Below are 19899 nucleotides of genomic sequence, written 5' to 3'. Positions count from 1 at the left end.
CCGCCGTACGGCGACTGCGGAGCGTAGCCCTTGCGGTTCGGTGAGCCGGAAGACGGCCCGCCGGACCCCGACGGACCGTCAGCGGATCGCCGGCAGCACGGCGTTGCCGGTCCGCCCAGCTCGCCCACGGACCGGCCGACAGCCGCTGTGCACCCTCCCGCTGTCGCTCCATCGCCCGCTCCTCCCTCGACGGTGTAAGGATCACCGTCCACCGGAGGGCACGGCCGGTCCGGGCCCGGGGTGACGCGTAGGCTCAGCGCGGAGCGGGCCGGTCGAGTGCGCGCAGGGCGTCCAGCACGTCCAGGCCGAGGTCCGGCGCGGCGTCCTCCGGCAGGCTCACCGAGACCCGGGTGGCCAGGCCCGCGTACCGGCGGTGGATCTCCCGGGCGGCCTCCTCGACGGTGCCGGTGACGGCGAAGGTGTCGAGGACCCGGTCGTCGATCAGCGCGGCCATCTCGGGCCAGCGGCCGCGCAGCGACAGCCGGTGCAGCTCCTCGTGCAGCTCCTCCCAGCCGTGCAGGGCCAGCACCGGACGGTAGGCGGGCGTGGAGGCGTAGAAGGCGAGCCGTTCGCGGACGGCCGCCAGGTTGGCGCGCAGCTCCTCCTCGGTGCGCCCGGTCGCGGTGAGCACGCTGCCGACGACCTCGAAGGGCCGCCCGGTCCAGGCCGCGCCCTCGGCCTCGGCCCGCCCGCGCTCCTCGGCGAGCGCGGGCAGCACCTGCCGGGTCAGGTAGTCGACCGAGGTGAAGGGGTGGCTGAGGAAGCCGTCCGCGACCGCGCCCGCGGTGCGCACCATCAGCGGACCGACGCCCGCCAGCAGGATCCGCGGCACCCCGGCCGGGACGGGGTCGGGGGAGAAGACCGGCGTCATCACCGTGTGGGTGTAGAAGTCGCCCCGGAAGCGCAGCCGCTCACCGGTCTGCCAGCTGTGCCAGATCGCCCGGACCGCGTGGACGTACTCGCGCATCCGCGCGGCCGGCCGGTCCCAGGGCATCCCGAAGCGCTTCTCGATGTGCGGCTTGACCTGCGAGCCGAGCCCGATGACGGCCCGCCCGCCGGAGGCCGCGTGCAGGCCCCAGGCCTGGTAGGCGAGGGTCATCGGGGTCCGGGCGAGGGCCACGGCGACCCCGGTGGCCAGCTCGATGGAGCTGGTGCGGTCGGCGGCGCGGGCCAGTTGCAGGAACGGGTCGTAGGCGGTCTCGGAGACCACCAGCCGGTCCGCGCCGCGCCGTTCGGCCTGCTCGGCGGCCGCCAGGATGCCGGCCGGGTGGGCGGGGGCGAGTGCGTCGAGGAGGAGGGCGGGGGCCTGTGGGCGGTCCATGGGGCGGGCTCCTGGTGGGTGGCGGGTCCGGCGGGGCGTCGGTGTCAGGGGCGGGGCCAGGGCCGCCCGTCGAGCCGCTCGATGCCGGTGTTGAAGCGCCGCAGGTAGGCGGCGAAGGTCGCGACGTCCTCGGCGGGCCAGTCCTCCATCACCAGGCCGAGGGCGTGGGCGTGCGCCGCGCGGTCCTCGTCGAGGCGCCGGTCGCCCTCCTCGGTGATGCGGAACTTGCGGGCCATCCCGCCCTCCGGGTCGGCGATCCGCTCGACCAGACCGGCCCGGGTCATCGCGGCGGTCTGCCGGTTGAGGGTGGAGGCGTCGAGCCCGAAGGCGTCGCTGAGCTCGCCGATCGACATCGGCCCCTGGACCCGGATCCGGCTCAGCAGGATGTAGGCGCTGCGGTCGAGCCGGCTGCCGTGCGGCCGGGCGCCCGCCGGGCTCAGGTAGTGGTGGCGGCTGAGCACCATGTACTCGAACGCCACGTCGTCCGTCGGGCCGGCCTGTTCGTTCGGCCCGACGGGTCCGCCGGGTCCGCTCGGTCCGTTCATGGCGTGGTCCTTCCCGTCCCTGGCTCCGGCGCCCTGACCTGCGATGTTTCCGCACAGTATGGCAGGCGTGCGCGCACCGGAGCTGATATGCATCATGCATATCATGTGTAGGATGCATATCCGTTGCCCGCAGCACGGACCCGAGGAGCCCCGCCGATGACATCCCCCCAGACCGCCGCCCCCGACCGGACCAGGGGCATCGTCGCCACACTCGCCCTCACCGGCACGGTGGCCGCGATCATGCAGACCCTGGTCACCCCGCTGATCGGCGAGCTGCCGAAGATCCTGGACACCTCCGCGTCCAACGCCTCCTGGGTGATCACCGCGACCCTGCTGTCGGCCGCCGTGTTCGTGCCGATCAGCGGCCGGCTCGGCGACCTGTTCGGCAAGCGGCGGATGCTGCTGGCCTGCTGCGCCCCGCTCCTGGTCGGCTCGGTGATCTGCGCGCTGACCTCCTCCGTCCTGCCGATGATCGTCGGGCGCGGACTGCAGGGCATGGGCATGGGCGTGGTCCCGCTCGGCATCAGCCTGCTCCGCGAGGTGCTGCCGCCGGAGCGGCTCGGCTCCGCGATCGCCCTGGTCAGCGCCTCGATGGGGATCGGCGGCGGCCTCGGCCTGCCCATCTCGGCGGCGGTCGCCCAGTACGCCAGCTGGCGCGTGCTGTTCTGGGGCGCGGCCGTCCTCACCGTCGCGATCGCCGCGATGATCCGCTTCCTGGTGCCCGCTCCCGCCACCGCGCCGGCTGGCGGCCGCTTCGACGCCCTGGGCGCGCTCGGGCTCGGCGCTGGCCTGGTCTGCCTGCTGCTGCCGGTCTCCAAGGGCGCCGACTGGGGCTGGACGGACGGGACGACGCTCGGCCTGTTCGCCGCCGCCCTCGTCCTGCTGCTGGCCTGGGGCGCGTGGGAGCTGCGGATCGCCGAACCGCTGGTCGACCTGCGGGTCACCGCGCGCCCGCGGGTGCTGCTGACCAACGCGGCGTCCGTGCTGGTCGGCTTCGGGATGTACGCGCAGGCGCTGATCATCCCGCAGCTGCTCCAGCTGCCCTCGGCCACCGGCTACGGCCTGGGCCAGTCGATGCTGGCCATGGGCCTGTGGATGGCCCCGTCCGGTCTGATGATGATGGTCGTCTCGCCGCTCGGCGCCCGGCTCTCGACGGCGCGCGGCCCGAAGTTCACCCTGGTCGTCGGCGCCCTGGCGATCGCCGCCGGGTACGGGCTGTCGATGCTGCTGATCGGCTCCACCTGGGGCGTGCTGGTCGTGACGCTGGTCTGCAACGCCGGTGTGGGCCTCGCCTACGGCGCGATGCCGGCGCTGATCATGAGCGCGGTGCCGATGTCCGAGACGGCCTCGGCGAACAGCTTCAACACCCTGATGCGCTCGCTCGGCACCTCGGTCTCCGCCGCGGTGGTCGGCGTGGTCCTCGCCCAGCTGACGACCAGCATGGGCGGCCACGTGCTGCCCTCGGAGACCGGCTTCCGGGTCGGCCTGCTGATCGGCTGCGGTGTCGCCCTGGTCGCCGCGGCGGTCGCCGCGACCATCCCGGTGCCGCCCGCCCAGGCCGCCCCGAAGGCCGCCGACGGCGCGCCGCGCGGCGTCGCCGCTCGCGACGCCGCCTCCGCCTGACGAACTGGCGAGCTGGCGAGCTGATGAGCCGACGACCTGACGGCCTGACGAGCCGATCGGGTGAGCCCTCGGCGCGTGCGCCACACGCCGCGCGCCGGGGGCCGCGAGCATACGGGGACGAACCGCCTCCCCGTGAAGGGATCCCGCCGTGGGCCGTGCTCTGATCGTCGTCGATGTGCAGAAGGACTTCTGCGAGGGAGGCAGCGTCCCGGTCAAGGGCGGCGCCGGCCGGGCCGCCGCCATCGCCGACCTGGTCCGCGACCGCGCCGACGCGTACGCCTACGTCGTCGCCACCCGGGACCACCACATCGACCCGGGCCCGCACTTCTCCGCCCGGCCGGACTTCCGCGACTCCTTCCCGGTGCACTGCGTGGCCGGCAGCGAGGGCGGGGAGTTCCACCCGGACTTCGCGCCCGTCGTGGCCGACGGGGCGGTCGACGAGGTCTTCTTCAAGGGGGCCCGCTCCGCCTCCAAGAGCGGCTTCGAGGGCTTCACCGCCGACGGCACCCCGCTGGCCGACTGGCTGCGCGCCCGGGGCGTCGACGACCTCGACGTCGTCGGCATCGCGACCGACCACTGCGTCCGGGCCACCGCGCTGGACGGTGCCACGGCCGGGTTCGCCGTGCGCGTGCTGCTCGACTACACCGCCGGCGTCGCCGCCGACTCCACCGCCATGGCCCTGGAGGACCTGCGCGGCGCCGGCGTGGCACTCACCGGCAGGCCCGTCGTACTGGCCTGACCGGCGGATTCGTGGTGCGCGAGTGGGTGACGGGGCGGGACGGTCTGCGTAGACTCGGTCGCCCTGTGCCGGACGAGTCCAGGAGCCCTCGCCATGACCTCGCCCTCCCCTGCCCCCAGCCTCAGCGCCGGCAGCACCTCCGTGCCGCTGCTGGACCACACCATCGGTGCCGCGCTCGACCGCGCCGTCGCCGCGCACCCCGACCGGGAGGCGCTGGTGGACGTCCCGAGCGGGCGGTGCTGGACCTACCGGGAACTGGCGGCGGAGGTGGACCGGCTCGCCCTCGGACTGCTCGGGCTCGGGGTGCGGACCGGTGACCGGGTCGGGATCTGGGCGCCCAACTGCCCGGAGTGGGTGCTGACGCAGTACGCGACCGCGCGGATCGGCGCGATCCTGGTGACCGTCAACCCCGGCTACCGCGCCCACGAGGTCGAGTACGTGCTGCGGCAGTCGGGGATCCGCACGGTCGTGGCGGTGCCGGGCTTCAAGACCTCCGACTACGCGGGCATGCTCGCCGAGGCCGGCCCGCGCTGCCCCGAGCTGCGCGACGTGCTGCTGATCGGCTCGCCCGGGTGGCAGGAGCTGATGGCGGAGGGGGAGCGCGGCGACCACGGGCGGCCGGCCGCGATCGGGGCGGGGCTGAGCCCGGACGACCCGATCAACATCCAGTACACCTCCGGCACCACCGGCTTCCCCAAGGGCGCCACGCTCTCGCACCGCAACATCCTCAACAACGGGTACTTCGTCGGCGAGCTGTGCGGCTACACGGAGGCGGACCGGATCTGCGTGCCCGTCCCCTTCTACCACTGCTTCGGCATGGTGATGGGGAACCTGGCGGCGCTCTCGCACGGCGCCTGCGTGGTGATCCCCGCCCCGTCCTTCGAGCCCGTCGCCACCCTGCGCGCGGTGGCCGCCGAGCGCTGCACCTCGCTCTACGGCGTGCCGACCATGTTCATCGCCGAGCTCAACGACCCGGGTTTCGCGGAGCACGACCTGTCCAGCCTGCGCACCGGGATCATGGCAGGCTCGCCCTGCCCGATCGAGGTGATGAAGCAGGTCGTCGACCGGATGGGCATGCGGGACGTCTCCATCTGCTACGGCATGACGGAGACCTCCCCGGTCTCCACCCAGACCCGCGCCGAGGACCCGCTGGAGCGGCGGGTCTCCACCGTCGGCCGGGTCGGCCCGCACCTGGAGGTCAAGGTGGCCGACCCGGAGACCGGCGAGACCGTCCCGCGCGGCACGCCCGGCGAACTGCGCACCCGCGGCTACTCGGTGATGCTCGGCTACTGGGACCAGCCCGACCGCACCGCCGAGGCGGTCGACGCCGAGGGCTGGATGCACACCGGAGACCTCGCGGTGATGGACGAGGAGGGCTACCTCAACATCACCGGCCGGCTCAAGGACATGGTGATCCGCGGCGGGGAGAACATCTACCCGCGTGAGATCGAGGAGTTCCTGTACACCCACCCGGACATCCAGGACGTCCAGGTCATCGGGGTGCCCGACGCCAAGTACGGCGAGGAGCTGATGGCCTGGGTCCGGCTGCGGCCCGGCGCGCCCGAGCTGACCGCCGAGGCGCTGCGCGCCTACTGCGCGGGCCGGATCGCCCACTACAAGGTGCCGCGCTACCTGCACCTGGTGGACGAGTTCCCGATGACGGTCACCGGGAAGATCCGCAAGGTCGAGATGCGCGAGCGGGCCGTCGACCTGCTGGGCCTGGACGGCGCGGCCGGCATCGAGCACGCCTGACCGCGGGCCCGAGGCCGGGCCGGACGCACGAGCGGTCCGGCCCGGCCTGCCACCCGCGGCGCGGGCGTGCCGTCAGAGCGCGGCGACCTCGGCCCGCAGGGCGGGCAGCGTGGCGTACATCGTGCCGCCGGGGCAGTCGGTGGCCAGCCAGTCGCGGTGGCCGCTGATCAGGTCGACCGGCTTGGTGACGCCGTTGACCGGGTTGACGAAGGTGACGTGGGCCTGCGGGTCCAGTCCGTGGGTGCGGGTCAGCAGGGCGAGCACCAGGGTCAGCGAGCGGCGGGCCGCGGCGGTGGGCGCCTGGCCGGTCAGGGTGCCGAGCAGGGCGACGCCGAGGTTGCCGGAGTTGAAGCCGGCGGTGTGGAAGGCGGTCACCGCGTTGCCGTTGGCGTCGTGCGCCGGGAGGCCGTCGTCGCCGGACCAGCGGCCCTCGTAGATCCGGCCGGCCTCGTCGATGAGGAAGTGGTAACCGATGTCGCCCCAGTCGTTGGTGATCGCGTGGTACTCGTATATCGCCCGCACGGTGGCGGCCGGGTCGGCGTCCGCGTTCGGGGTGTCGGTGTGGTGCACCGTCAGGGTCTGCAGCGGGTAGTACTTGGCGGGGGAGTTCTCCACGCCGTTCTTGAAGCGCTTGGACTCGTCGGCGCCCCACGCGGCGCGGCTGAGGTACTCGACGCCGCAGAAGGTGACCGGCGCGGTCGGGGAGAGCGTGGCGGTGCGGGCCGGCCCCTGGGTGGTGTCGAGGGCGGTGGAGCGCAGGTTGGCCGCGCCGTCGGGCAGCCGCAGGTCGTAGCCGACGGCGCCGCCGGCCGGGACGAGCACGGCCGCGCCCTGGGCGGAGGCCGCCCCGGCCGCCCCGGCCGGCAGGTCGGGGCCGCCCGCGCAGCCCGCGGCGAGCGGCTGCCAGGCGCCGGGACCGGTGCCCTCGTGGTGCAGCCGGATGGCGCCGCCGCGGCGGGGGCCGTCCCAGCTGACGCCGACGTAGTGGATCGGGAAGTCGGTACGGGCCCCGGCGGCGGCGCGCCCGGCCGCCGAGCGGGACCGGGTGGCCGGCACCGTGACGGTGCGGGCGGCCTGGCCGGCCGGTGCCGGGGCCGGTGCGGCGGGAGCGGTCGGGGTGCCCGACGCGGCGTGCGCGGCCGGGGCGGCGGCGAGTGCGGCGGCCGTGGCGCCGATGGCGGTCACCAGGGTGCGGCGGCTGACGGCGGAGCTGGGCTCGGTCATCGGGATCCTGTCTCGGGGCGTCCGGGGGCGCGGTCTGACTGCTCAGAAGTCGATCATGAATGTAGCGAAACGATCCATTCCGGTGGCACCTCCCACGGGTTCGTCTGCCCGAACGGGCATGCGGGTCCGCCGCCCGCCTACTCCAGGAAGCGCAGCGCCGCGGCCGCCCGCGGACCCACCGGCGCCTCGGCCCGCGCGAGTTCACCGAGGTACAGGCAGACGTCCGCCCGCGCCGCCCGCGCGCCGGGCACCGCGAGGAAGGCCCGGGCGAGCACCGCCGGCTCGCCCGTCCCGGCGACCAGGCCGTGCAGCAGCTTGCGCACCCCCGGCTCGAACGCGTCGTCCGGATCCTCGTACGGGCAGTCGACGAAGGCCTCCCACGCCTCCGCCGCGGCCGCCGGACCCTCCGTCAGCAGCCGCAGCACCGCCACCTCCACCAGCACCGTCGAGGACGCCGCCACCTCCGGCGCCAGCCCCTCCAGCACCTCCCGGGCCTCCTCGAACCGCCCGTCGTGCCGGAGCGCCGCCGCGAGGGCGCAGCGCACCGCGACGTCCGCCGGCTCCCGGGCCAGCACGGCGGACAGGTCGGCCACCGCCTCCGCCGTGCGCCCGGCCTGGCGGTGCGCCTGGCCGCGCTCGGCGAGCGCCCACGCGTAGTCCGGGTTCCGGGCGAGGGCGGCCGTGAGGTCCGCGACCGCCCCCTCGACCTCGCCCGCCTGCCGGCGCGCCTGGCCCCGGGAGCCCAGCGCCCAGGCGTCGTCCGGTTCGAGTTCGAGCGCGGCGGTCAGATCGGCGACCGCCTCCTCCAGGTCCCCCGCGAGCCGGTGCGCCTCGCCCCGCAGCGCCAGCGCCCAGGCGTACTCCGGGTCGATCGCGAGGACGGCGGTCAGGTCGGCGATCGCGTCGTCCAGCCGGCCCGCCTGGCGGTGCGCCTGGCCGCGCGCCCGCAGCGCCCAGACGTCCGCCGGGTCGAGGGCCAGCGCCGCCGACAGGTCCGCGACGGCCTCCTCCAGCCGGCCCGCCTGCCGGTGTGCCTCGCCGCGCTCGGCGAGCGCCCAGGCGTACTCGGGGTCCAGCGCGAGGGCCGCCGTGAAGTCGGCGACCGCCTCCTCCGGCCGGCCCGCCTGCCGGTGCGCCTCGCCCCGCTCGGCGACGGCCCACGCGTACTCGGGGTTGAGCGCCAGCGCGGCGGTGAAGTCCGCGACCGCCTCGTCCAGCCGCCCGGCCTGCCGGTGCGCCTGGGCGCGCGAGCCGAGGGCCCAGGCGTTGTCCGGGTTGAGCGCCACCGAGGCCGTGAAGTCGGAGACCGCCTCCTCCGGCCGGCCCGCCTGCCGGTGCGCCTCGCCGCGCTCGGCGAGCGCCCAGGCGTTGTCCGGGCCGAGCGTCAGCGCGGCGGTCAGGTCGGCGACCGCCTCGTCCAGCCGCCCGGCCTGCCGGTAGGCCTGGCCCCGGGAGCTCAGCGCCCAGGCGTCGCCGGGGTCCAGGGCGAGCGCGGCGGTGAAGTCGGCGACCGCCTCGGCCAGCCGGCCCGCCGTCCGGAAGGCCTCGCCTCGCTGGGTGAGCGCCCAGGCGTACTCGGGGTCGAGCAGGATGGCCGCGGTGAGGTCGGCGATCGCCTCCTCCAGCCGCCCGGCCAGCCGGTGCGCCTGGCCGCGCGAGCCGAGCGCCCAGGCGTCGTCGGGGTCCAGCGCGAGCGCGGCGGTGAAGTCGGCCATCGCCTCCTCGGCCAGCCCCGCCAGCTGCCGGGCCTCGCCGCGCCGGGACAGCGCCCAGGCGTACTCCGGGTCGAGGGCGAGCGCGGCGGTGAAGTCGGCCAGGGCACGCCCGTGGTGGCCGTGCCAGTTGAGCACCCGCCCGCGGTAGGCGAGGGCCTGCGGCAGGTCGGGGGCGATCGCGACGGCCTGGTCGAGATCGGCCAGCGCGTCGTCGTCGCGGTCCTCGACGAAGTACTGGTAGCCGCGGTGGGTGAGCGCCCAGGCCCGCACCCGGGCCGGCAGCCCCGGTCCGGCCAGCGCGTCCAGCGTCTCCAGGACGGGCTGCTCGCCGCCGGCCGCCGCGTGGATCCGGCCGGCCCAGCGGATCAGCTCGGCGTCGTCGCTGTCCTGCGCGGCCTGGCCGAGCATCTCCGCCCACGGCGCCAGCGCGTCCGGCGCGTCCCCGGCCGTGCGCGCGGTGTGCTCCAGCGCCAGGGCGAGACGGGCCAGCGGATCCGCGCAGAGCAGGTGGTAGAGCTCGTTCAGCAGCGGTCGGCGCCAGCGCGGATCGGCGCCGCGCCGGGCCGCCGGCAGGTACTGCTCGACGGCCGCGCGCGCGGCGGCGTGGTGCTCGGCGAGCCGGGTGTGCGCGGCCGTCCACTCCCGGGGGGTGTGGATCCGGCGCCGGCGCACCATGCTGGTGCGGACCACGGCGTGGTACTGCAGGAAGTCGCCGCGCCCGGTCACGAAGGGCTGGGCCGACAGCCAGGCCCAGGCGGCCGGTTCGGCGTCCGGCACGGCGCAGGCGAACAGGTCCTGGTTCAGCTGGAGCGGGAGCGCCGCCGCCAGGACGGTCTCCCGGCGCTCCTGCTCGGGGATCCACTGCAGGAAGCGGACCACCGCCTGGTCGACCATGTCCGCGCCGACGTCGGCGACCTCCTCGACCGCGCCGGGGTCGGCGGCCGCGAGCAGCGCGACCAGCAGCGGCAGCCGCATCGACATCCGCAGCACCGCGTCGACCACCAGGGGGTCGGTCACCCCGCGGGCCGCCAGCAGGTCCCGGGCCTCCTGTTCGGTGAACACCTCCAGCGGCACGTCCACCAGGACCGGCCGCCAGGGCGCCCACTCGCGCTCCGCCAGCTCGTCCCGGCCGGCCAGCACGAAGACCACCTCCAGCGGCAGCGGACCGAAGGCGTCGTCGAGGATCTCCCGCAGCCAGCCGTCGAGGTAGCGGCCGGTGAGCTCCCAGGTGTCGAGGAACAGGACGATCCACGGCCGCCGTCCGCGGTCCCGGTCCCGGTCGCACAGCCGGGCGAGCTCGGTGACGAAGGCCCGGCTGAGCGCCGACTCCTCGATGTCGCCGCCGCGTCTGCGCTGGCGCACCCCGGAGATGAGCCGCTCGGCGCCCTGGGCCACGGCGTCCGGATTGGCCATCGCCGCCACCACGCCCGCGCCCGGCAGCACCGAGGCGGCCCCGAGCGCCGCCTGGGCCACCAGCCGGGACGGCAGCGAGGCGCCCTCCCCGCCGGGCGGCTGCTCCGGCTCGCGGTCCGCCGCGGCCTGCAGCGAACGCCGGTACTGCTCCACCGCCTTGTCGAACTCCCGCAGCGGGCCCGCCCGTTCGGCGAGCTGGCGGGCGAGGGCGGTGAGCGCCGTCTCGACGCCGTGCACATCGGTCTCGTCGACCAGCGCGGTGAGCGCCCCGGCCCGCCGGGCCGCCTCGCGCCACTGGGCGAGCAGGGTGGACTTGCCGACCCCGCCCACCCCGTGGACATGGAACAGGAAGTCCGCCGGGTCCGGCCCGGAGTCGGGGTCCGGATCGCGGGCGAGGTTGTCGGTGAACAGGGCCAACTGGGCTCTGCGGCCGATGAACTGTGCTCCGGTGCGCCGACGCACCGCCTCCGCGCGCGACAGACGCCTCCGTGCCTGTGCCATGCCACCCCCTGCCGCCCCCACCCGGCGGGCCGCGCCGACCACGAGTCCGGTGCCGCCGGTGCCGCTGTCGTGAGGACGACCGTAGTGAATCGGCCCCGGCGCTGTCCTGCCTTCGGCCATTTGTCGTGTGCAGGGTGATTCCGGAGGCCGTCCTGCGGTGGTGGGGCGCGGCGGGGCGCGGTGGGGCGGGGAGGAGGGGCGGAGGTCAGAGGACGGTGATCTCGAAGGCGGCGCTGTTGTCGGCCGGCGTCGGGTCGCCCGGCAGATCGGTCTCGGCGGTGCCCTCCAGGACCCCGGGCTCCATGCCGGAGGCGATGGTGATCCGCACGTCCGCGGTGGCCGTGGCGCCCGGCGCCAGCCCGGCGGGGAAGTCGCAGGCCACGGTGTGGCCGAACGGCAGCGTGCGGCAGCTACCGGTGGCGGAGGTCCCCGAGCCGACGACGCCGGGCGGCAGGTGCACGAGGAGGGTGAACGGCTCGCTGGTGGCGGCGTCCCCGGTGTTGGCCACCACCGGGTGCACCTCGGTGCTGCCGCCGTCGGGCGCCGGTGCGGGATTCGCGGCCGTCACCGCGAGGTCCGCGCCGCCGCAGGCCGCGTCGGCGGCGGCCGGTCCGGCCGCGAGCAGCACCGCCGCGCACGCGGCCCTGAGGGCCCTGGAGAACAACTGTCGGGACATCGCGCTCACCCGTCTCGTCCGGTGGGCCGGCCCCGTCGCGGCGCCGGCGGCGGGCCCGCTCCGGCCGCGCCGGGACCAGCATCGGCGCAGCACCGGCCCGCGCGGGCGTGCCGGACCGCCGGCCCCGGCACGGCTTCACCCTCCCGGCGTAACTTCTCACCCGGCGGGCCGCGTCGGGGTTGCGAAAGCGCCCGGGGTTACGGGTCGTGTGCCAACGTGTGTGCCGCCCGGCCGTCCCGCGTGACGGCCGGTGCAGACTGCTGACCATCCATCAAGGAGTACCTGAGATGTCGGTTCGTGGAAAGCTCCGCAAGTTCGCCGTGATCGCCACCGTCGCCGCGGCGGCCGCCGTGATCGCGCCGACCGCCGCGGTGGCGCACGGCGGGGGCGAGCAGCCCTCTTCCTCGTCGTCGTCGTCGGGCCTCCAGGCCGGCAACGCCGCGGTGGGCCTCATCGGCCCGCGCATCAGCTGGCTGGAGTGGTTCGAGAACACCAACGGCTGATCCTGTCCGCCGTACGCCCCGGAGCCGTCGCGGTTCCGGGGCGTACGTGTGCGTAGGTGTGCGTGCGTGTGCGTGCGCGCGCCGGGCTGGGCGCGGCGGATCAGCTCACGGTGATGCCGACGACCGAGTACTGCGCCACCGTCAGCGGCACGCTGAGCACCGCCCCGGTCACCGTGAACGGAGCCGGGCGCGGCGCCGGGTCGGTCCCGTCCGGGGTGGCGACCGTGACCGCCGTGACGGTGCGCCCGGCCGGGACTGCGTACGTCAGCGTGCAGGAGGCCGGCGTGCTGCGGAACGCCGCCGGGGTGTCGCCGAAGTTGGTGAAGTTCACCAGGTGGACGACGGTCTCCTCGCCGAGGCGGCGCGCCTCCAGGTGGATCCGCCGGTCGCCGGACAGGCCCAGCGCCGGCGGCGCGGCCTCGCGGACCGGCGCCAGCAGCCGGTCGCCCGCGGCCTGGTCGGCGGTGCGCAGGTAGGCGAGCCCGGGCAGGTCGCCGCCCAGGTACCAGCAGACGCCCGCGCCGAAGGCGTTGCGCCGGCTCGCCGGCAGCGGGTCGGCCCGGCGCAGCCCCAGGACGTCGGCCAGCGCGTACTCCGCGCGCCGCGTGCCGTACTCGTCCAGGCCGGTGGGCGCGGGCCCGGTGAGCACGACCGTGCCGCCGCCCGCGACGTACCCGCGCAGCACCGCCGCCTCCGGGTCGGAGACCGCCTGGAGGTTCGGCAGCAGCACCACCTTGAACCGTGCCAGGTCCTCGGCCGCGAGCCCCGGGCTGGTCACGGTGTCGAACGGGATGTGCGCGTACACCAGGGCCTTGACGGTGCCGCGGAACTCGCCCATCCACGGCATCGTCGTGCAGCTCATCTGCGGGTCGTCGCCGCCCCACCAGTCCTTGACGCCGGTGGGAGCGGTCGCGTTGGCGTACATGCCGTTGCCCTCGCCCGGGCTCACGTAGTCGCGCGAGGCGCTGGAGTGGTAGACGCCGACCTCGGCCGTCGACACCGCGTCGTAGAGCCGCTGCTGGTTGGCCTTGACGAAGCCGAACATCCGGGTGCGCATCGCGGCGTCGGTGGTGTCGTTCTTGTACGGCGTCTTCACCTCGTAAGGGTTGCAGCCGGCCGCGATCAGCTCCGCCATCACCAGCGAGGCGTCGTCGGCCTTCCAGCCGTAGGAGAACGCCCAGGCCGGCTTGGCGCCGCTGGCCGCCCGCGCGTACTTGTACATCGAGATCAGGCAGGTCCAGTCGGTGGCGGTGGCGTGCCGCATGCCGTCCTCGTTGGCGAGGATGTCGACCTCCCAGACCTGGCTGACGTTGCCCGGCGCCTGCCGCAGGTAGGCGCCGTCCAGGCCGATCGAGGTGGCGTAGCGGTAGTCCATCGAGACGGTCTCGACGAAGGTGACCAGGTCCGGGTTGACGCTGCGCCCGGCGGCGGCGATGTCGAGCTGGAACTGGAGCAGGTTGCGGTGGCGCCACTCGACGTACCGGCGGAAGACCGGGTCGTTGTCGTTCGCGGCCGTCGGCAGCGCGGGCAGCCCGGTGTCGGCCTTGAAGGCCGCCGCGCCCCAGGTGGAGGCGTCGCACCAGGAGAGCGCCCCGTCGAAGTAGATCGGCACGTCCGGCCAGATCCCGTCCACACCGGTGCCGGCGAGCGCCTTGATCCGCTTCAGGTAGTAGTCCCGCCAGGGGGAGTTGGGGCTCACCCAGCAGCTCTCGTCGCCCGGGTCGACCCAGACCACCAGGCTGCCGTAGAAGACGTTCGGCTTGCCGTCGAGGGAGCGCTGGACCCAGGCGCGGCCCTGGTCGTTCTTGTAGAACGAGCGGCCCTTCTCGCCGCCGGGCGAGATCACCTCCAGGGACGGGTAGTACATGACGACCTTCAGACCGGCGGCGTGGGCCTTGCCGGTAAAGGTCTTGACCAGTGCGGCGTGGGCGGTGAACTCGGCGTCGGTGAGCCAGTCGGACAGCACGGTGTCCAGCTCGATGACGCTGACGTTCTGGGCCTTCAGCTGGTTGATCCGGCCCTGCATGTCGGCCTCCTCGTCGAAGGTGCCGTCGGCGAGGCGGGCGAAGCGCGCCCAGTCCGGCCACGCGGCCGTGACCGGGGCGGGTGCGGCCCCCGTGGCGGGCGGGCGGAGGCCGACGGCGGGCGCGGCGACGGCGGGCGGCGCGGGCAGCAGTCGGACGGCGGCCAGCGCACCCCCGGTGGCCAGCCCGGCGCGCAGCAGGCGGCGCCGGCCGATCCGGGAGACGGGGAGCGACGGTTCGGTGTGTTCGGACATGGCGGTCCCTTCGGCGTGCGGCGGTGCGTCACCCGGGGCGGATGGACGGCCGCGGTGCCGCGGTGGCGGGCTGCCGCGGCCGGGCCCCGGAGTGACGGAGCGTCGGAGAGCGATGAGAGCAACGGTGAGCGGCGTGAGCAGTGGCGCACACCTGTGAGCAGGCGTGAACACGCTTGAGCAACGGTGAACCACGGTGCCCAGGGCGGCCGTACCGTGACCGGTCGCGAGAACGACGGCCGCACCGGGGACGGCACCGGCGCGAACCCCCACCCGCGCGGCCGTCCCGGGGCCGACCCTACGCCAGGATCCCCGCCCGCCGACCGCTTCGAATCGGCCGACTGCGACCGCTGCTCGCGGAGGGGCGACTGCGCCCCTCGGAGGACGCCGCGGAGTGTTGGGCCGGGCGGCGGTCGGGGCGTCCGCACATAGTGCGTCATGACCTTCTCCCGTACCGCGTCCTCCGGTACCGCGCCCGCCCGTACCGCGTCCTCCGGTACCGCGTCCGCCCGCAGCGCGGTCTCCCGCGGCGGGGTGCTCGCCGCCGCCGTGCTGACCGCCGCGGCCCTGACCGCCGTGGTGTTCCCCGCCGCCGAGGGCATCGCCAAGACCCCCTCGCCCTCGCACGCCTGCGTCCGCTCGGATCCCGAGGCCGACCCCCGGGCCCGCGAGGTGCTCGACATCGCCCGCCGGGCGCAGCGCGAACTCGATCTGAACGCCGTGCTCCTGCGCGTCTCGATGGACGGCCGCGAGATCGTCACCGGCGCCCTCGGCGAGTCCATGACCGGTGTCGCGGCCGAACCGGCGATGCACTTCCGGGCCGGCTCGATGGCCTTCCCCTTCTTCGGCATCGTGCTGCTCCAGCTCGCCGAGGAGGGGCGGGTCGGGCTGGACGACCCGATCGCCCGCTGGCTGCCGGAGGTGCCGCGGGCCGACGAGATCACCCTGCGGATGCTCGGCGACACCACCTCCGGCCTTGCCGACTACGTCACCGACCAGGGATTCCTGGACACGCTCACCGCGGAGCCGTTCCGCCAGTGGACCCCGGAGGAGCTGGTCGGGATCTCCGCCAGCCACCCGTTCTGGTACCGGCCGGGGACCAACTGGAGCTACTCGCACGCCAACTTCGTGCTGCTCGGCGCTGCGCTGGAACGGATCACCGGCACCCGCCTCGACCACCTGCTGGAACAGCGGATCTTCGAGCCGCTCGGCCTGCGGCAGACGGTCAACCGCTTCACCCCCGACCTCCCCGACCCCGTGCTGCACGCCTTCACCGCCGGGCGCGGCCTCTACGAGGAGTCGAGCTTCTGGAACCCGTCGTGGACCACCGCCCCCGGCGCCGTGCTGGCCACCGACGTCTGCGACTTCGGGCGCTCCATCGAGGCCGTCGGCACCGGGGCGCTGCTCTCCCCGGAGTCCTTCCGCACCCAGCTGAACCCGGGCACCGTCGGCCTGCCCGGTCCGGCGGACGGCTGCCCGGAGGACGTCTGCCTGCTCCAGACCGAGGCCCGGCACTTCGGCCTGGGCGTCATCGTCAGCGACGGCTGGATCCTGTCCAACCCGTCGTTCTCCGGCTACGCCGCCATCGAGGCCTACCAGCCGGACACCCGGCTGACGGTCGCGGTCAGCACCACCACGGGCTGTGACAGCCCGGACGGGAACACCGCGCAGGAGGTCGCCGCGCGCATCGTCGAGCTCCTCGCGCCGGACCACCCGCTGAACGTCTTCTGAGGGGCCGCCGGGCTCGGACCCGCCCGGACGGGTGTCATCCCGCGGGGGCCGTCCGCTCCGCGTCGCCCTCTCCCACCCGCCAGGTCCGGCCGTCCGCCGTGGCGCCGCGCAGGCCGTCCAGGGTGCCCGGACCGGCGAGCGCGAGTGCGAGGGCGCTGCCGGTCGACGCGAAGCCGACGGTCCGCGCCGGGTCCCAGCCGGTGCTGTGCCGCAGCCGCCGGCTCATGCCCGCCCAGCCGCGCGGACCGGCGGCCACCACCCAGGCGTCCGGCGCGAGGGCGGTGAACCGGCGTGCCTGGCGCAGCCAGGAGGCGGCCTCCTCCGGCCAGTCGACGACGTCGAGGACGGTCCCGCCCTCGGCCCGCCACCGCTCGGCGAACGCCCGGGCGGCGGCGCTGGAGGCCCGGTCGCGGCCGTGGCCGACCACCACGGAGCCGAACCGGGGCAACAGGCCGGCCAGGGCGTCGAGTTCGGCCGCCGTGTGCGGCGCGGGCGACGGGGTGGGCGACGTGGCGGCCGGGTCGGGGCCGCAGGGGTCAGCCGGCATCGTGGAACACCAGGCCGAGCGTGCGGCGCAGGCCCGAGCGCACCGTGCTGACGCCGTGCCGGACGGGCGCCGCGGACCAGCCGCGGGCGGAGCGCACGGGGCGGTCCCGGGTGGTGAAGACCAGGCCGTGGCCCTGGGGAAGGGCGACCGAGGTGCCGCGCGACTGGGCCCGGGGCCGCTGCTCGACGGTCAGGAAGTCGCCGCCGGTGTAGTCGGTCCCGGGCACGTCGAGCCCGATCACCACCTGGAGCGGGAACACCAGCTCGCCGTACAGGTCGCGGTGGAGCGCGTTCCAGTCGCCGGCACGGTAGCGCAGCAGGAGCGGCGTGGGGTCGGACTGCCCGGCGGCGTGGCAGCGCTCCAGCCACTCGGCGAGGGTGTCCGGCCACGGCGCGGGTCGGCGGAGCCTGGCCGCCCAGTCCCGGGCGATCGGCAGCAGCCGCGGGTAGAGCGCCTCGCGCAGCGCGGCGACCGGCGCGGGGAGCGGTTCCCGGAAGTACCGGTACTGCCCGGAGCCGAACCGGTGCCGCGCCATGTCGACGGTGCTCCGGAAGCGCTCCGCCTGGTCGTACAGCCCGGCCACCTCCGCGCACCCGGCGGGGTCGAGGAGCATCGGCGTCAGCGCGCTCCCGTGCTCCCCGACCTCCTCGGCGATCGCCGCCCAGTCGGCCTCGCCGACCCGCCGCGCGGGGGTCCCGTCCATCGTGTGCACGCTCACGTCCGCTCTCCGGTTGCTCGTCCAGGCCGTCCCAGGCCTCCCACTCTGCTCCGTAGGCCCCGGGCGCGGCTGGCGGGAATCGGCCCTCGCGCTCCGCTCCGGCGGAGGCCGGGGGACCGTCGTGGCCTGATCGGGGCGTGGGTGACGGGTGGGAGCGGCGGCGGCCCCGTACCGGCCCTGGCCGGGGCGGTCGCGGAGCGACGCCGGGCGTCCGGGCACCTCGTCCGGGCACCTGGAGACCCGGCTGACCGGCTCGGCCGGCCGCTGACCCGCGCGCGGCCCCGGGCCGTCGTCCAGCCCCGGGCCGCTCGTCGGGCCGTCCGCACGCGGTCCTGGCAGGATGGCGGCCATGGAACGTGTGCTGGGAATCGGCGGATACTTCCTGCGCGCCGCCGACCCGGTGGCCCTGAGCGCCTGGTACCGCGACTGCCTCGGCCTGGACGCCGACGAGAACGGTCTCTGGCGGCAGGACGCCGGGCCCACGGTGTTCGCGGCCTTCGAGTCAGGGACCGACTACTTCGGCTCCCGCGAGCAGCAGACCATGCTCAATTTCCGGGTCCGGGACCTCGACGCCATGCTCGCCCAACTGCGCGACAAGGGGGCGGCGGTGGACGAGGAGACGCAGGACCTGGCGGGCATCGGCCGGTTCGGCTGGGTCACCGACCCCGAGGGCCGTCGGATCGAGCTCTGGCAGCCCGCCTGACGGCGGCCGGGCCGGTGCGGGGCGGCGGGGCCGGACCTGCGGGGCCGGCCGTCAGCCGTGGGCGAGCGGGACGGTGGCCACCGGCGTCCAGGAGAGCTGCCAGGCGGTCTCGGCACCGGGGCGGGGGTGCCGGCGGAAGCGGACGTCGAGCAGTTGGACCTCGCGGACGCGGACGGGCGCGTGGCCGGGGGAGAGGCGGCGGAGGGCCGTCCGGAGGTCCTCGGAGGAGGCCTCGGACCATGCGTAGCCGAGCGAGATGTGGGGGCGGCCGCCGTCGTGCAGCAGGGCACCGGGGCCGCGGGTCCGGCGGATGGCGTCGCGGACGCGTTCGCGCAGGTCGAGCAGGAGGTGGTCGGGGGAGAGGTGCAGGACGGCTCCGGCCCGGTTGGCGACCGGGGGGCCGGCGGTGACCTCGAACGGCGCGGTGGCGGCGAGGTGCTCGCGCAGGGCCGCGACGAGGTCGGCGCGCTCCGCGGGCGTGATCCGGTCGGAGGTGGTGTCGGCGATCATGTCGAGGGTGCAGTGCAGGGTGTCGTCGCCGAGCGGGGTGATCGGGTAGGGGCGCATCGCCGTTCGGCACGCGCCCGCCAGGTCCGCCAGCCCGCGGTCGGTCCGCAGGTCGGGAACGGCGTAGACGTGCAGGACGCGGGCGCCGTCGGGCCACGGTGCGCCCTGGAACTTCGGAACGAACTTCTCCACGGTCGTCTCCTCCGTCGCACGGCGGGGCGGGGCGGGGCGGGTTCGGTGCGTCGGGTCCGGGGTCGTCGGCGGTCGGTCGTCGGTGTCCTGGAAACGGTAGCCGTCGGAGAGGCGGTCCCAGAAGTACGCCTCCCGGAGGACGGGCCGGAGGAGAGCCGGGGGACGGTGAAGTCAGTGGAAGCCGAAGGAGGCTGTCGCGGCGTCGGACCGGGCGGCGAGGTAGAGGGGCCAGGCGAGGGCGAGGTCCTGCCAGGGGAGGCCGATCGGGGCGAACACGGTGGGGCGGTCGTCGGGGCGGGCGGGGGCGGTGCCGCGCAGGATGTCGGCGAGCGGGGTGGCGAGGGCCGGGTCCAGGGCGGCGCTGTGCAGGACGCCGGAGGTCGCGGCGAGGCCGGGGTCGTCCACGACGAGGCGGCTCGCGCGCAGCAGGGCGGGGGAGAGCTCGGTCTTGCCGGGCTCGTCGAAGCCGAGGCTGGTGAGGTGGAGGCCCGGCCGCAGCACCTCGGCGTCGAGCAGCGGCTCGCGCGACCAGGTCGCGGTGAGGACGATGTCCGCGGCCTCGACGGCGGCCCGCGCGGTGGGCACGGCCGCGCCGACGGCGGCGGCGCGCTCCGGGTCGAGGTCGTAGGCGTACACCTCGTCGATCGGCCGCAGGGTGCGCAGGGCCCGGAGCGCGGTCCGGTTCTGGGCGCCGGCGCCGATGACGGCGACCGTCCTCGCGCCCTCCGGCGCGAGCACGTGGGTGGCCAGTGCGGCGGCCAGCCCGGTCCGCCAGGCGGTGACCGAGGCGGAGTCGAGCAGCGCGAGCAGTTCGCCGTCGGCCAGCGCGTGCAGGCAGACGATGCCGCGCAGGGCGGGTGCGGCGGCCGGGAACTTGGCGTTGACCTTCACGGTGTACGCGGGCACGTCGGGGAGCAGCCCGGGGACGAGGCACATGGCCGTCCCGGGGCCGGGCAGGCGGACGCCGACCCGTTGGGCGGCCGGGAGCCGGTCGGCGGTGCGGAATCCCGCGTCGAGCGCCGCCAGGGCGGCCGGGATGTCCAGGGCGGCTTCGACGTCCGCGCGGGAGAGCAGCAGGGTCACGGGGAACAGTCTCCTTCCGGAGCCGGAGCCGGAGCCGGAGCCGGAGCCGAGGCTGGAGCCGGGACGGCGCCCGGGGACGGCGGAAACGGAACGGGGGCGGCACCCGTCATACGGATGCCGCCCCCGTCCAT

At 75.5% G+C, this 19899-nt stretch carries 16 protein-coding genes; 6 read left to right on the top strand and 10 right to left on the bottom strand.

The genetic code is table 11. The annotated features are described in order from the left end of the window. Positions 1–253: 253 nt before the first annotated feature. Together ACFVFS_RS06735 and ACFVFS_RS06730 are read right to left on the bottom strand one after the other, a co-directional pair. The gene (locus ACFVFS_RS06735) at positions 254–1321 is read right to left on the bottom strand and encodes a TIGR03617 family F420-dependent LLM class oxidoreductase (protein WP_380620887.1); all 1068 of its coding nucleotides are present in this window, start codon (positions 1319–1321) and stop codon (positions 254–256) included. A 44-nt stretch (positions 1322–1365) separates the two neighbouring features. Next, the gene (locus ACFVFS_RS06730; RefSeq protein ID WP_380620977.1) at positions 1366–1785 is read right to left on the bottom strand and encodes a MarR family winged helix-turn-helix transcriptional regulator; all 420 of its coding nucleotides are present in this window, start codon (positions 1783–1785) and stop codon (positions 1366–1368) included. A 237-nt stretch (positions 1786–2022) separates the two neighbouring features. On the opposite strand from ACFVFS_RS06730, the gene ACFVFS_RS06725 reads away from it, so the two are divergent. The 3 genes from ACFVFS_RS06725 (at position 2023) to ACFVFS_RS06715 (ending at position 5980) form a co-directional block, all read left to right on the top strand. Next, positions 2023–3489, top strand: a complete 1467-nt coding sequence (locus tag ACFVFS_RS06725) for an MFS transporter (protein WP_380620885.1) — start codon at positions 2023–2025, stop codon at positions 3487–3489. Positions 3490–3637: 148 nt separating this feature from the next. Continuing rightward, the gene (locus tag ACFVFS_RS06720; RefSeq protein WP_380620883.1) at positions 3638–4228 is read left to right on the top strand and encodes an isochorismatase family protein; all 591 of its coding nucleotides are present in this window, start codon (positions 3638–3640) and stop codon (positions 4226–4228) included. 93 nt (positions 4229–4321) lie between these two features. Continuing rightward, on the top strand, positions 4322–5980 hold the full coding sequence (locus ACFVFS_RS06715; RefSeq protein WP_380620881.1) for an AMP-binding protein: 1659 nt from the start codon (positions 4322–4324) through the stop codon (positions 5978–5980). A gap of 72 nt (positions 5981–6052) precedes the next feature. Here the strand turns inward: ACFVFS_RS06715 and ACFVFS_RS06710 are convergent, their stop codons facing one another. From ACFVFS_RS06710 to ACFVFS_RS06700, 3 genes are all read right to left on the bottom strand, one after another. Next, positions 6053–7204, bottom strand: a complete 1152-nt coding sequence (locus tag ACFVFS_RS06710) for a peptidoglycan recognition family protein (protein WP_380620879.1) — start codon at positions 7202–7204, stop codon at positions 6053–6055. Between the two features lie 137 nt (positions 7205–7341). After that, the gene (locus ACFVFS_RS06705; RefSeq protein ID WP_380620877.1) at positions 7342–10833 is read right to left on the bottom strand and encodes a tetratricopeptide repeat protein; all 3492 of its coding nucleotides are present in this window, start codon (positions 10831–10833) and stop codon (positions 7342–7344) included. Between the two features lie 205 nt (positions 10834–11038). Further along, positions 11039–11509, bottom strand: coding sequence for a hypothetical protein (locus tag ACFVFS_RS06700; RefSeq protein ID WP_380620875.1), 471 nt, complete (start codon positions 11507–11509; stop codon positions 11039–11041). A gap of 287 nt (positions 11510–11796) precedes the next feature. On the opposite strand from ACFVFS_RS06700, the gene ACFVFS_RS06695 reads away from it, so the two are divergent. Beyond that, complete coding sequence (locus ACFVFS_RS06695; RefSeq protein ID WP_380620873.1) at positions 11797–12012, top strand: hypothetical protein; 216 nt, start codon at positions 11797–11799, stop codon at positions 12010–12012. 100 nt (positions 12013–12112) lie between these two features. Here ACFVFS_RS06695 and ACFVFS_RS06690 read toward each other — a convergent pair whose 3' ends face one another. Beyond that, entirely contained in the window at positions 12113–14290 is a 2178-nt protein-coding gene (locus ACFVFS_RS06690) for a hypothetical protein (RefSeq protein WP_380620871.1), read from the bottom strand. Between the two features lie 435 nt (positions 14291–14725). On the opposite strand from ACFVFS_RS06690, the gene ACFVFS_RS06685 reads away from it, so the two are divergent. Further along, a complete protein-coding gene (locus tag ACFVFS_RS06685; RefSeq protein ID WP_380620869.1) occupies positions 14726–16018 on the top strand; it encodes a serine hydrolase domain-containing protein in 1293 nt (430 codons plus the stop codon). 34 nt (positions 16019–16052) lie between these two features. Here the strand turns inward: ACFVFS_RS06685 and ACFVFS_RS06680 are convergent, their stop codons facing one another. Further along, positions 16053–16565 (bottom strand): hypothetical protein, encoded by a 513-nt coding sequence (locus tag ACFVFS_RS06680; protein WP_380620867.1) that lies wholly within the window; start codon positions 16563–16565, stop codon positions 16053–16055. Further along, positions 16555–17268, bottom strand: coding sequence for a 2OG-Fe(II) oxygenase (locus tag ACFVFS_RS06675; RefSeq protein WP_380620975.1), 714 nt, complete (start codon positions 17266–17268; stop codon positions 16555–16557). Before ACFVFS_RS06675 ends, ACFVFS_RS06680 begins: the two co-directional genes overlap by 11 nt. A 364-nt stretch (positions 17269–17632) precedes the next feature. Here ACFVFS_RS06675 and ACFVFS_RS06670 point away from each other — a divergent pair, with 364 nt between their 5' ends. Further along, complete coding sequence (locus ACFVFS_RS06670) at positions 17633–17986, top strand: VOC family protein (protein ID WP_380620865.1); 354 nt, start codon at positions 17633–17635, stop codon at positions 17984–17986. A 51-nt stretch (positions 17987–18037) separates the two neighbouring features. Here the strand turns inward: ACFVFS_RS06670 and ACFVFS_RS06665 are convergent, their stop codons facing one another. Together ACFVFS_RS06665 and ACFVFS_RS06660 are read right to left on the bottom strand one after the other, a co-directional pair. Further along, on the bottom strand, positions 18038–18685 hold the full coding sequence (locus ACFVFS_RS06665) for a 2'-5' RNA ligase family protein (protein WP_380620863.1): 648 nt from the start codon (positions 18683–18685) through the stop codon (positions 18038–18040). Positions 18686–18856: 171 nt separating this feature from the next. Then, entirely contained in the window at positions 18857–19768 is a 912-nt protein-coding gene (locus tag ACFVFS_RS06660; RefSeq protein WP_380620861.1) for an ornithine cyclodeaminase family protein, read from the bottom strand. Positions 19769–19899 lie beyond the last annotated feature (131 nt).

It is taken from the genome of Kitasatospora sp. NPDC057692 (genome assembly GCF_042799475.1).
Taxonomy (GTDB): Bacteria; Actinomycetota; Actinomycetes; order Streptomycetales; family Streptomycetaceae; genus Kitasatospora.
The sequence above is the reverse complement of the archived record's forward strand: the minus strand, read 5'-3'. Positions and strand labels throughout refer to the sequence as shown.